This is a genomic window from Kosakonia sp. (assembly GCF_032104925.1).
Lineage (GTDB): Bacteria > Pseudomonadota > Gammaproteobacteria > Enterobacterales > Enterobacteriaceae > Kosakonia.
In genome coordinates this window covers 74,773-87,050 of sequence record NZ_DAMCGF010000004.1, presented here as the reverse complement: position 1 = coordinate 87,050, position 12,278 = coordinate 74,773, and the positions used below count along the sequence as shown (strand labels likewise).

At 55.6% G+C, this 12,278-nt stretch carries 14 protein-coding genes; 11 read left to right on the top strand and 3 right to left on the bottom strand.

What is annotated here, in order from left to right; all coding sequences use genetic code 11:
* The first annotated feature begins 71 nt into the window (after positions 1-71).
* Positions 72-1,610: a murein biosynthesis integral membrane protein MurJ gene (gene murJ / locus RT644_RS09655; protein WP_313626465.1), complete on the top strand. Its 1,539-nt coding sequence runs from the start codon at positions 72-74 to the stop codon at positions 1,608-1,610.
* A gap of 80 nt (positions 1,611-1,690) precedes the next feature.
* Here murJ and flgN read toward each other — a convergent pair whose 3' ends face one another.
* The 3 genes from flgN to flgA all read right to left on the bottom strand — a co-directional run bounded on the left by flgN (position 1,691) and on the right by flgA (position 3,165).
* The gene (flgN, locus tag RT644_RS09650) at positions 1,691-2,113 is read right to left on the bottom strand and encodes a flagella biosynthesis chaperone FlgN (RefSeq protein WP_017456399.1); all 423 of its coding nucleotides are present in this window, start codon (positions 2,111-2,113) and stop codon (positions 1,691-1,693) included.
* A gap of 4 nt (positions 2,114-2,117) precedes the next feature.
* Positions 2,118-2,411 carry a flagellar biosynthesis anti-sigma factor FlgM gene (gene flgM / locus RT644_RS09645; protein WP_017456400.1) on the bottom strand — a complete coding sequence of 98 codons (294 nt, stop codon included), beginning with the start codon at positions 2,409-2,411 and terminating at the stop codon, positions 2,118-2,120.
* A gap of 94 nt (positions 2,412-2,505) precedes the next feature.
* On the bottom strand, positions 2,506-3,165 hold the full coding sequence (gene flgA, locus RT644_RS09640; RefSeq protein ID WP_045507063.1) for a flagellar basal body P-ring formation chaperone FlgA: 660 nt from the start codon (positions 3,163-3,165) through the stop codon (positions 2,506-2,508).
* Positions 3,166-3,322: 157 nt separating this feature from the next.
* On the opposite strand from flgA, the gene flgB reads away from it, so the two are divergent.
* From flgB to flgK, 10 genes are all read left to right on the top strand, one after another.
* Positions 3,323-3,739 carry a flagellar basal body rod protein FlgB gene (flgB, locus tag RT644_RS09635; protein ID WP_017456402.1) on the top strand — a complete coding sequence of 139 codons (417 nt, stop codon included), beginning with the start codon at positions 3,323-3,325 and terminating at the stop codon, positions 3,737-3,739.
* A gap of 4 nt (positions 3,740-3,743) precedes the next feature.
* Positions 3,744-4,148, top strand: coding sequence for a flagellar basal body rod protein FlgC (gene flgC / locus RT644_RS09630; RefSeq protein WP_020457431.1), 405 nt, complete (start codon positions 3,744-3,746; stop codon positions 4,146-4,148).
* Between the two features lie 11 nt (positions 4,149-4,159).
* Positions 4,160-4,840: a flagellar hook assembly protein FlgD gene (gene flgD / locus RT644_RS09625; protein WP_020457432.1), complete on the top strand. Its 681-nt coding sequence runs from the start codon at positions 4,160-4,162 to the stop codon at positions 4,838-4,840.
* Between the two features lie 26 nt (positions 4,841-4,866).
* Positions 4,867-6,144, top strand: a complete 1,278-nt coding sequence (gene flgE, locus RT644_RS09620; RefSeq protein ID WP_017456405.1) for a flagellar hook protein FlgE — start codon at positions 4,867-4,869, stop codon at positions 6,142-6,144.
* Positions 6,145-6,164: 20 nt separating this feature from the next.
* Positions 6,165-6,920, top strand: a complete 756-nt coding sequence (locus tag RT644_RS09615) for a flagellar basal body rod protein FlgF (RefSeq protein WP_020457433.1) — start codon at positions 6,165-6,167, stop codon at positions 6,918-6,920.
* A 16-nt stretch (positions 6,921-6,936) separates the two neighbouring features.
* The gene (gene flgG, locus RT644_RS09610; protein ID WP_017456407.1) at positions 6,937-7,719 is read left to right on the top strand and encodes a flagellar basal-body rod protein FlgG; all 783 of its coding nucleotides are present in this window, start codon (positions 6,937-6,939) and stop codon (positions 7,717-7,719) included.
* 57 nt (positions 7,720-7,776) lie between these two features.
* The gene (gene flgH, locus RT644_RS09605) at positions 7,777-8,475 is read left to right on the top strand and encodes a flagellar basal body L-ring protein FlgH (RefSeq protein WP_020457435.1); all 699 of its coding nucleotides are present in this window, start codon (positions 7,777-7,779) and stop codon (positions 8,473-8,475) included.
* Between the two features lie 12 nt (positions 8,476-8,487).
* Complete coding sequence (locus RT644_RS09600; protein ID WP_020457436.1) at positions 8,488-9,585, top strand: flagellar basal body P-ring protein FlgI; 1,098 nt, start codon at positions 8,488-8,490, stop codon at positions 9,583-9,585.
* Positions 9,585-10,541 (top strand): flagellar assembly peptidoglycan hydrolase FlgJ, encoded by a 957-nt coding sequence (gene flgJ / locus RT644_RS09595; RefSeq protein WP_017456410.1) that lies wholly within the window; start codon positions 9,585-9,587, stop codon positions 10,539-10,541. The genes RT644_RS09600 and flgJ overlap by 1 nt, the downstream gene beginning before the upstream one ends.
* A 75-nt stretch (positions 10,542-10,616) precedes the next feature.
* Entirely contained in the window at positions 10,617-12,266 is a 1,650-nt protein-coding gene (flgK, locus tag RT644_RS09590; protein WP_020457437.1) for a flagellar hook-associated protein FlgK, read from the top strand.
* The last annotated feature ends 12 nt before the right edge of the window (positions 12,267-12,278 follow it).

The window sequence follows — 12,278 nt, the reverse complement described above, 5'->3', positions numbered from 1 at the left end:
TCCCTGTAGACTAAGCGCTTCGCTGTACATCAACGCCTGCATTGCAGGCGTTGTGTCTTATGGAAACCAGAATGAACCTATTAAAATCGCTGGCGGCTGTCAGCTCCATGACGATGTTTTCCCGCGTGCTGGGTTTTGCGCGCGACGCCATTGTGGCAAGGGTGTTTGGTGCGGGAATGGCGACCGACGCCTTTTTCGTGGCGTTCAAACTGCCAAATTTATTGCGCCGCATTTTTGCAGAGGGGGCGTTTTCTCAGGCCTTTGTGCCGATCCTCGCCGAGTACAAAAGCAAACAGGGTGAAGATGCGACGCGGGTGTTTGTCTCCTATGTCTGCGGGTTGCTGACGCTGGCGCTGGCCATCGTCACCGTGGCCGGGATGCTGGCGGCACCGTGGGTGATCCTCGTCACCGCACCGGGTTTTGCCGATACGGCGGATAAATTCAACTTAACCTCGCAACTGCTGCGCATTACCTTCCCTTACATTCTGCTGATCTCGCTGGCGTCGCTGGCCGGGGCGATCCTCAATACCTGGAATCGCTTTTCGGTGCCGGCGTTTGCGCCGACATTCTTAAACATCAGCATGATTGGCTTTGCGCTGTTTGCTGCTCCCTATTTCCATCCGCCGGTACTGGCGCTGGCCTGGGCTGTTACGGTCGGCGGTGTGCTGCAACTGGTGTATCAGCTGCCGCACCTGAAGAAGATCGGCATGCTGGTGCTGCCGCGCATCAGCTTCCACGATGCCGGGGCGATGCGGGTTATCAAACAGATGGGGCCGGCCATTCTGGGGGTTTCGGTCAGCCAGATCTCACTTATCATCAACACCATTTTCGCCTCGTTTCTGGTTTCCGGTTCCGTGTCGTGGATGTATTACGCTGACCGCCTGATGGAGTTTCCCTCCGGCGTGCTTGGCGTGGCGCTTGGCACTATCCTGTTACCGTCGTTGTCGAAAAGTTTCGCCAGCGGGAACCACGACGAATATTGCCGCCTGATGGATTGGGGGCTGCGGCTCTGCTTTCTGCTGGCGTTGCCCAGCGCCGTAGCGCTCGGCATCCTGGCGAAACCGTTGACCGTTTCGCTGTTCCAATACGGTAAATTCACCGCGTTTGATGCATCAATGACCCAGCGCGCGCTCATCGCCTACTCGGTAGGGCTGATGGGGCTTATCGTGGTTAAAGTGCTGGCGCCGGGTTTCTACTCGCGACAGAACATTAAAACGCCGGTGAAGATTGCCATCGTCACACTGGTGATGACGCAATTAATGAACCTTGCGTTTATCGGGCCGCTGAAACACGCCGGGTTGTCTTTGTCGATTGGTCTGGCGGCCTGTCTGAACGCCGGGCTGCTTTACTGGCAGCTGCGTAAGCAGCAGATCTTTACGCCGCAGCCGGGCTGGGCAAGTTTCCTGCTGCGTCTGGTGGTTGCGGTGCTGGTGATGGCAGCGGCATTAATGGGCATGCTGTATGTCATGCCGGAGTGGTCAACTGGCACTATGCCTTATCGCCTGCTGCGGTTGATGGCTGTCGTGCTGGTCGGGGTGATTGCCTATTTCGCCACGCTTGCGCTGCTGGGCTTTAAAGTGAAAGAGTTCGCGCGGCGGACTACGGTGTAAGTCTGTTCAGCGAAGTGGAAGCGGGAAAACAGAAAAGCAAATTGCCAGGGAATTATCCCTGGCAAAGAAGACGGGTCTTATTAAATCGAGATTTTCTTTCCGCCACGGCTGGCGGAAGCGGTATAGCCATTCGCGCCGTACAGGCTCGGTTCCTGATGCGGCTTTAGCAGTTCCAGCGCTTGCTGGTTACGCGCAATTTGTCCTTCCAGCAGCCATCCATTGTGCTGGTTAAGGTCGCGCAAATGCTGCGTTTTCTGCGTAATGGTTTGCCAGCGATCTGCGATGTCGTCGTTCGCGCTATGCTGCGCTTTTTGTGTCGAACGACGTTGTTGCTCCAGGTAATCCAGTGTCGCGAGCAATGAGCTTTTTTCTTCCGTGATACGCTGCAGTGCGCTGCTTTGAATGTTACCTACGGAAAGCTGTTTTTGCTCAGCATCCATCACGTCTTTAAGAGCGCTCAGGATAACTGTCATTTGATCAAGAATGTCTGACAGTCGATTCATACTGTTATTTACTCTGCAAGTAACTCTTCGCTTCATCAATCAGGGCATCGGCGATTTTGCCGGTGTCCATCTTCAGTTCACCATTACGGATCGCGGTTTTCAGCTGTTCCACGCGCTCCATATTGATGTCATTCGCGCCAGCCTGCATCAGCTTGGTCTGCGCGCCGCTGAGGGTCACGCTGGTGCTGTTTGCCGTAGCCGCTTTTTCCAGACGCGTTTTCTGCGTTTGGGTCTCGTTAGTTTCGCGCTGTTGAACGGAACTAACCGGTTTTAAAGACGATGTGCGATCAATGCTCATAGTGTTGTCCTCATCGAGGTATCCCGGCGTTTCGGGCCTGATATCTTTAGTCGTTGCTTAATTATCGGCAGGCGACATGAATTCTTTAAAAAGATTATAGGTTAATCAGAATATTCCCATCAGCGTTCACTGTACCGCTGACAATCTGCCCTGAAGCCATGCGCACACGGGCGTTTTGCGCCACCGCCGCATTGTTCAGTGCCTGACCTTCGCCGTTCACACTAAAGCCATCGCCCGACGCCACGACCTGTACACGCTGACCCGCTTTAACCCGCCACGCCTGGCGCAACATTGACAGTTGAATCGCCTGGCCTGGAGTAAGATCGCGCAAACTGACCGCATCCTGCGCCTGGGTAATATCCAGCATCGTTCTCGGCGGCAACTGATCGAGGCGGCCGCGTTTTAGCGTCACGCTGCCGGGCTGCAACAGGCTGCCACGGGCAACGGACTGCGCTGCCACCACATAGTTACCGGTCGCCTGAACCTCCACCTGCAAATAGCGCTTAACACCTGCGCAATTCGCCAGCACGTTCAGGTTCCCCCACAGTTTAGCGTTCCCGAGCACGCTCAGCGCTGGCTGCTCGCAACTGGGCAACAGATTTTGCGGGGTGCGTATATTTACCACTACCTCGTCGCTAAAGCCAGCAAGACGTTGAGCAAAAAATGACGTCAGCTGTGATTGCAAGTCAGCGGCCTGAGCAAAGGCGCTTAAAAACAGTAAGGTCGCGGCTAAACCGCCTTTCAACGTGTTCATCGCAGACTCCTGCCTGTTGAGTGGTTGAGGGGATTTTAACCGCATGGTCAACCTATCAACGCAATAAATAGCGACGCATTTTGCCCTTATTCCAGCGATAAGTTTGTCAGCGGAGATTTAAGCTGTTGGCTAAATAATTGTCATCAGTGGGGGAGCCATGCTCGATAAACTTGATGCCGCACTTCGTTTCCAGCAAGAAGCGCTGAACCTGAGCGCCCAGCGTCAGGAAATTCTGGCGGCAAACATCGCCAACGCCGATACCCCGGGGTTTCAGGCGCGCGATATTGATTTCGCCAGCGAATTGAAAAAAGTCATGGAGCGTGGGCGTGCTGAAGGCAGCGGCGTTGCGTTGACCATGACCTCTTCGCGCCATATCCCGGCGCAGGCGATGAGCGGACCGTCTACCGATTTGCTGTACCGCATTCCGGATCAGCCCTCGCTGGATGGCAACACCGTGGATATGGATCGTGAACGTACGCAGTTCGCTGACAACAGCGTTAAATACCAGACCGGCTTGACCGTGCTGGGTGGGCAGATCAAAAGCATGATGAGTGTTCTGCAACAGGGGAACTAATTAAATGGCATTACTGAATATCTTTGATGTCGCAGGCTCCGCGCTGACCGCGCAGTCCAAACGTTTGAACGTGGCCGCCAGTAACATGGCGAACGCCGACAGCGTGACCGGGCCCGATGGTCAGCCGTATCGCGCTAAGCAGGTTGTGTTCCAGGTGGATGCTGCGCCCGGGCAAGCGACCGGCGGTGTAAAAGTTGCTGATGTGATTGAAAGCCAGGCACCGGACAAACTGGTTTACGAACCAGGTAACCCGCTGGCTGATGCGAATGGCTACGTCAAAATGCCCAATGTTGATGTGGTCGGCGAAATGGTGAACACCATGTCTGCGTCCCGCAGCTACCAGGCGAACGTTGAAGTACTTAATACCGTTAAGAGCATGATGCTCAAAACCCTCACGCTCGGACAGTAAAGGAGACGCGCATGTCTATCGCCGTAAGAGTGGATGACCCGACAAATAACGGTGTCTCCTCGACCAGTAACAACACCAGCGCAACCGGAACAAACAGTGCATCCGACCTGCAAGGCAGCTTTTTAACGCTGCTGGTCGCGCAACTGAAAAACCAGGACCCGACTAACCCGCTGCAGAACAACGAACTGACCACTCAGTTGGCGCAAATCAGCACCGTGAGCGGGATTGAAAAACTGAACACCACCCTCGGTTCGATTTCCGGACAGATCGACAACAGCCAGTCGCTGCAGGCGACAAACCTGATTGGCCATGGCGTGATGATCCCGGGACAGACCGTTCTGGTGGGCAAAGAAACCTCAACGCCGTTTGGCGTGGAACTGACGCAAGCCGCCGATAAAGTGACCGCTACCGTGACCAGCAAAGACGGTACCGTGGTGCGCACTATCGATATTGGCTCGCTGACTGCCGGTGTCCACACCTTCAGTTGGGACGGCAAGATGACGGATGGAACAGCGGCACCCGATGGCTCTTATAAAGTCTCTATCGCCGCCAGCTCTGGCGCAACACAGCTGGTTGCCCAGCCGCTGCAGTTTGCACTGGTGCAAGGTGTTACCCGCGGCAGCAACGGTAGCACACTGGATTTAGGTACTTACGGTACCACCACACTCGACGAAGTACGGCAGATTATCTAAGCCAAAACACTTATCAGGAGTAAGTCATGGCCTTTTCACAAGCGGTCAGCGGCCTAGATGCTGCGGCCACCAACCTCGATGTCATTGGTAACAACATTGCCAACTCCGCCACCTATGGCTTTAAATCCGGCTCTGCGTCCTTCGCCGATATGTTTGCCGGTTCTAAAGTGGGTCTGGGCGTAAAAGTTGCCGGTATCACTCAGGACTTTACCGACGGTACAACGACCAACACCGGTCGTGGTCTGGATGTTGCGATTAGCCAGAACGGTTTCTTCCGCATGGTAGATACCAACGGTTCTGTTTATTACAGCCGTAACGGCCAGTTCAAGCTGGACGAGAACCGCAACCTGGTCAACATGCAGGGTATGCAACTGACGGGTTATCCGGTTGCGGGTACACCGCCGGTAGTACAGACCGGTGCCAACCCGACGACCATTAACATCCCAACGACCGTGATGTCGGCGCGTGCCACCACCACGGCGACGATGCCGATGAACCTGAACTCGACGGCGACCATTCCGACGACGACACCGTTCGATCCGACTAACTCGGATACCTACAACAAAAAAACCACGGTAACGTCTTACGACAGCCTGGGTAACGAACATGCGGTTGACTGCTATTTCGTTAAAACCGCCGCTAATACCTGGGATGTCTACACCAAAGACTCCAGCATTTCCGGCTCTTCTTATGAAAAAGCCGCGCAGATGTCGTTCAGCTCCAACGGTACGCTCACTTCCGTGACTAACTACACCGAAGTGCTGCCGGCCACTACGCCGCGTACCTGGAACCTGAACGCCGCGCCGAACGCGCAGCCGCAGATCAATATCGCGCTGGCCAGCCTCAATGGTTCTGCTGCCAGTACTTACTCGCTGAGCTTCCTGAATTCTATGCAGCAGAACACCGGCAGCAGCGGCGCAGCCTCTGTTGATCAGGATGGTTACCCGCCAGGATCACTGGTGAGCTACGCCATCAACGATGACGGCACTGTGGTGGGCAGCTACTCCAACGAGAAAACTCAGGTACTGGGTCAGATCGTGCTGGCGAACTTTGCTAACAACGAAGGCCTGAAATCCGAAGGGGACAACGTCTGGTCTGCGACCACCGCTTCCGGCGTTGCTATCGTGGGTACAGCGGGTTCCGGCAACTTCGGTAAGCTGACCAACGGCGCACTGGAAGCATCAAACGTGAATCTGAGTAAAGAACTGGTGAACATGATTGTCGCGCAGCGTAACTATCAGTCGAACGCGCAGACCATCAAAACCCAGGATCAGATCCTTAACACGCTGGTTAACCTGCGTTAATCGTCTGACGGGATGGCTTAATGGATCACGCAATATACACCGCGATGGGCGCCGCCAGCCAGACGCTGAATCAGCAGGCTGTCACCGCCAGCAACCTCGCGAATGCGTCCACGCCAGGCTTTCGCGCGCAGCTCAATGCGCTGCGCGCGGTACCGGTAGAAGGGCTTTCACTGCCTACCCGTACGCTGGTAGTGGCTTCTACGCCTGGCGCCGATATGACGCCAGGGCAACTTGACTACACCTCGCGTCCGCTGGACGTGGCGTTGCAGCAGGACGGTTGGCTGGCAGTACAGACGGCGGACGGCTCTGAAGGGTATACCCGTAACGGTAATATCCAGGTGAGTTCAACCGGCCAGTTGACCATTCAGGGGCATCCGGTGATTGGCGACGGCGGCCCGATTTCGGTACCGGAAGGTTCGCAAATTAGTATCGCGGCTGACGGGACGATTTCATCGCTGAACCCTGGCGATCCGGCGAATACTATCGCGCCGGTCGGCAAGCTGAAGCTGGTGAAAGCGAACGCGCAGGAAGTGGTGCGCGGTGATGACGGGCTGTTCCGTCTGAGCCAGAACGCACAAGCGACCCGTGGTACGACATTGCAGGACGACCCGTCTATTCGCGTGATGTCAGGTGTGCTGGAGGGCAGTAACGTCAAGCCGGTTGCCGCAATGACCGACATGATCGCCAGCGCCCGTCGTTTCGAGATGCAGATGAAAATTATCAGCAGCGTCGACGATAACGCCCAGCGCGCCAACCAATTGCTGTCAATGGGCTAATTAAACAGGACTACTTATGATCAGTTCATTATGGATCGCAAAAACCGGCCTCGACGCCCAACAAACCAATATGGATGTCATCGCCAACAACCTGGCGAACGTCAGTACCAATGGTTTTAAGCGCCAGCGCGCGGTATTTGAAGATCTGCTGTACCAGACGATTCGTCAGCCTGGCGCACAGTCTTCAGCGCAGACAACGCTACCTTCGGGTTTGCAGATCGGTACCGGTGTTCGTCCGGTGGCCACCGAGCGTCTGCACAGCCAGGGCAACCTGTCTCAGACCAACAACAGTAAAGATGTGGCGATCAAGGGGCAGGGCTTCTTTGAAGTGCTGCTGCCGGACGGTACCTCGGCGTATACCCGCGATGGTTCCTTCCAGGTCGACCAGAACGGTCAACTGGTAACGGCGGGTGGTTTCCAGGTGCAGCCTGCGATCACCATTCCGGCGAACACCCTGAGCATCACCATTGGCCGCGACGGCGTGGTTAGTGTGACGCAGCAGGGTAACGCCGCGCCGGTTCAGGTTGGCCAGTTAAACCTGACCACCTTTATGAACGACACCGGTCTGGAAAGTCTTGGTGAAAACCTGTACGCAGAAACGCAGTCGTCTGGCGCGCCAAACTCCACGACGCCGGGGCTGAACGGTGCGGGGATGCTGTATCAGGGGTTTGTGGAAACCTCGAACGTAAACGTGGCGGAAGAGCTGGTGAATATGATCCAGGTTCAGCGCGCTTACGAAATAAACAGTAAGGCAGTATCGACCACCGATCAGATGCTGCAAAAACTGACGCAACTCTAAGGCGTTATCCGGTGCGGTAACTGCCGCACCGGAACCCTGATTTTGAAGATGAATGCAATGCAAAAATACGCCGTGCGCAGCTATCCGATTATGGCTTTAGTGGCATTAACCCTGACGGGATGTGCCTGGGTTCCATCAACGCCGTTGGTTCAGGGGGCGACCACCGCTCAACCGGTTCCGGGACCGGTGCCGATGGTAAATGGATCGATTTATCAGACTGCGCAGCCGATAAACTACGGCTATCAGCCACTGTTTGAAGACCGCCGTCCGCGTAACGTGGGCGATACATTGACGATCGTACTGCAAGAGAACGTCAGTGCCAGTAAGAGCTCGTCGGCAAATGCCAGCCGTGACAGCAAGGCCAGTTTCGGCATGGATACCACGCCGCGCTACCTGGAAGGTCTGTTTGGTAATGCCCGCGCCGATCTCTCTGCTTCCGGCGGTAATACCTTTAACGGCAAAGGTGGCGCCAATGCCAGCAATACCTTTAGCGGCACGCTGACCGTGACGGTCGATCAGGTGCTGATCAATGGCAATTTACATGTGGTGGGTGAAAAACAGATAGCCATCAACCAGGGCACTGAATTCATTCGCTTCTCGGGTGTCGTGAACCCACGCACCATCAGCGGCAGCAACACGGTTCCTTCCACACAGGTGGCGGACGCGCGCATCGAGTATGTCGGCAACGGCTATATCAACGAAGCGCAGAATATGGGCTGGCTGCAACGTTTCTTCCTCAACTTATCGCCGATGTAACCGGGGTGAATTATGTTTAAGTATTTGACTGGTATCGTGTTAGCGCTGGTGGCGACCTTCGCCCAGGCTGACCGTATCCGGGATCTCACCAGTGTACAGGGCGTACGTGAAAACTCCTTAATTGGTTATGGCCTGGTCGTGGGGCTCGATGGTACAGGTGACCAGACGACCCAGACGCCATTTACCACCCAAACCTTAAACAACATGTTGTCGCAGATGGGGATCACGGTTCCTGCCGGCACCAACATGCAGCTGAAAAACGTGGCGGCGGTGATGGTCACCGCCCAGTTCCCGGCGTTTGCACGCCAGGGACAGACCATTGATGTCGTGGTCTCCTCAATGGGTAACGCAAAAAGCCTGCGCGGCGGTACGCTGCTGATGACGCCGCTGAAGGGCGTTGACAGCCAGGTTTATGCGCTGGCGCAGGGTAACATTCTGGTCGGCGGTGCAGGTGCTTCCGCAGGTGGCAGCAGTGTGCAGGTCAACCAGCTTAACGGCGGGCGTATTACTAACGGTGCGGTCATCGAACGTGAACTGCCGACCCAGTTTGGCGCAGGTAACACCATTAACCTGCAGCTGAACCAGGAAGATTTCAGCATGGCGCAGCAAATTGCCGACACCATCAACCGTAACCGTGGTTACGGCAGCGCGACCGCGCTGGATGCGCGTACCGTGCAGATCCGCGTTTCTAACGGCGGCAGCTCGCAAGTCCGTTTGCTGGCCGACATCCAGAATATGGAAGTCGGCGTTACGCAGCAGGACGCGAAAGTCATTATTAACTCCCGTACCGGCTCGGTGGTGATGAACCGCGAAGTGGCGCTGGATAACTGTGCTGTCGCGCAGGGCAACCTCTCGGTAACGGTCAATCAGCAGGCCAACGTGAGCCAGCCGAATACGCCATTTGGCGGCGGTCAGACGGTGGTGACACCGCAAACACAAATTGATATGCGCCAGAGTGGCGGTTCGCTGCAAAGCGTCCGTTCCAGCGCCAACCTGAACAGCGTGGTCCGTGCGCTTAACGCGCTCGGTGCTTCCCCGATGGAGCTGATGTCCATCCTTCAGGCGATGCAAAGCGCAGGCTGCCTGCGTGCGAAACTGGAGATCATCTAATGTTGACTGACAGCCGGTTGTTGACGAGCGCGGCATGGGACGCGCAATCACTGAATGAACTGAAGGCGCAAACCCGTCAGGATCCTGGCGCGAACCTGCGCCCGGTTGCCCGCCAGATGGAAGGGATGTTCGTGCAGATGATGCTGAAAAGCATGCGCGAAGCGTTACCGAAAGACGGGATTTTCAGCAGTGATTCAACACGGCTGTACACCAGCATGTATGACCAGCAAATTGCACAGCAGATGACCGCAGGCAAAGGGCTTGGCCTGGCCGATATGATGGTTAAACAGATGGCTGGCGATCAGGCACCGGTTGAGCCTGCCGATCAGATGCAGCAGGTGCCGATGAAGTTCCCGCTGGAAACCGTGACGTCCTATCAAAACCAGGCACTGACACAATTGGTGCGCAAAGCGATGCCAAAAGTGCCGGAAGATGGCGACGAGCCGTTAACCGGTGACAGCAAAGACTTCCTTGCCCAGCTTTCACTGCCGGCGCGTCTTGCCAGTGAGCAGAGCGGTGTTCCGCACCACCTGATCCTCGCGCAGGCCGCGCTGGAATCCGGCTGGGGCCAGCGCCAGATCCCGCGTGAAAACGGTGAGCCGAGCTTTAACATTTTTGGTGTTAAAGCCACGCCAGGCTGGAAAGGGCCGACCACAGAAATCACGACGACAGAATATGAAAACGGAGAAGCGGTGAAGGTGAAAGCCAAGTTCCGCGTCTACAGCTCGTACCTTGAAGCGCTCTCCGATTATGTGGGCATGCTGACGCGTAATAAACGCTACTCGGCGGTGACCACGGCGGCGACGGCGGAGCAGGGCGCGCAGGCGTTGCAGAACGCCGGTTATGCGACCGATCCAAACTACGCCCGTAAGCTGACCAGCATGATCCAACAGCTTAAATCGATGGGTGAAAAGGTCAGTAAAGCCTACAGCACGGATATCCAAAATCTGTTCTGAAATATCTCAAGTTTTGCCCTGGGTTGCCGATAATCGTCAACAGGACTCATGTCTGAAAGTGTATAAGGAACCTCCATGTCCAGTTTGATTAACAGCGCCATGAGTGGGCTCAACGCAGCCCAGGCCGCGCTTAATACCGCCAGTAATAACATTGCCAGTTATAACGTAGCGGGTTATACCCGTCAGACGACGGTGCTCACCTCAGGCAACAGTACCCTGACCGGTGGCGGCTGGGTGGGTAACGGTGTACTCGTTACCGGTGTTCAGCGTGAGTATGACGCCTTTATTACTAATCAGCTGCGTGCAGCGGAAAACCAGAACAGCGGTTTGACCACGCGTTACCAGCAGATGTCAAAAATTGACGATGTACTGTCGGATACCACTAACTCGCTGTCGACCAGCCTGCAGAGCTTCTTTTCCAGCCTGCAAACACTGGTAAGTAACGCTTCTGACCCGTCATCCCGTCAGGCGATGCTCGGTAAAGCGGACGGTCTGGTTAACCAGTTCAAAGTGGCCGACCAGTACCTGCGTGACCAGGATAAACAGGTAAACCTGTCTATCTCTTCAAGCGTTGATCAGATCAACAACTACTCCACGCAAATTGCCAAACTTAACGATCAGATTTCTCGTCTGACCGCGGTTGGCGGCGGTGCGTCGCCGAACGACCTGCTCGATCAGCGCGACCAACTGGTTAGTGAACTGAACAAAATTGTCGGTGTTGAAGTCAGCGTCCAGGATGGCAACACCTACAACATCAGCATGGGTGATGGCTACTCTCTGGTGCAGGGCAGCGATGCGCGCCAGTTGGCGGCCGTTCAGTCCAGCGCCGATCCGGCACGTACTGCCGTGGCGTATGTTGACAAAACCGCAGGCAACATTGAGATCCCGGAAAAACTGATCACCACCGGTTCGCTGGGCGGTTTGCTGTCGTTCCGTTCGCAGGATCTTGACCAGGCGCGTAATACGCTTGGACAACTGGCGCTGTCGTTTGCTGATTCATTCAACAAGCAACACACGCAGGGTTACGATGCGAGTGGTAATCAGGGTGGCCAGTTCTTTACCATTGGCGCGCCATCAACCACCAGTAATTCCAAAAACACCGGTGATGCGGTACTGACCGCAGCGGTCAGCGACAGCTCGGCGGTACAGGCGACGGATTATAAAGTGGCCTACGACGGGACTAACTGGAAAGTTACCCGACTGTCCAACAATACCACGACCACCGTGACGCCAGATCCCTCCGATGGCACGCTGAATTTCGATGGTCTGAAAGTTAGCATCAGCGCCACCACTGGCCCTAAAGCCAACGACAGTTTTACCGTTCGCCCGGTGAGCAATGCGATTGTGAATATGAGCGTGGCGATTACCGATGAGTCGAAAATCGCCATGGCTTCCGTCGCGGGTTCTGGTGCGAGCGATAACCGCAACGGCCAGGCGATGCTGAATCTGCAAAGCGCGAAAGTCGTCGGCGGCAACAAAACGTTTAACGACGCGTATGCCACGCTGGTCAGCGATGTGGGTAACAAAACCTCGACGCTGAAAACCAGCTCCACCACGCAGACGAACGTGGTGACGCAGTTGACCAAGCAGCAGCAGTCGATCTCCGGGGTTAACCTCGACGAAGAGTACGGTAACCTGCAGCGTTATCAACAATATTACCTGGCGAACGCTCAGGTTTTACAAACTGCAAGCACGCTGTTTGATGCGCTGCTCGGCATTCGCTAAGTAAGGAGTGAA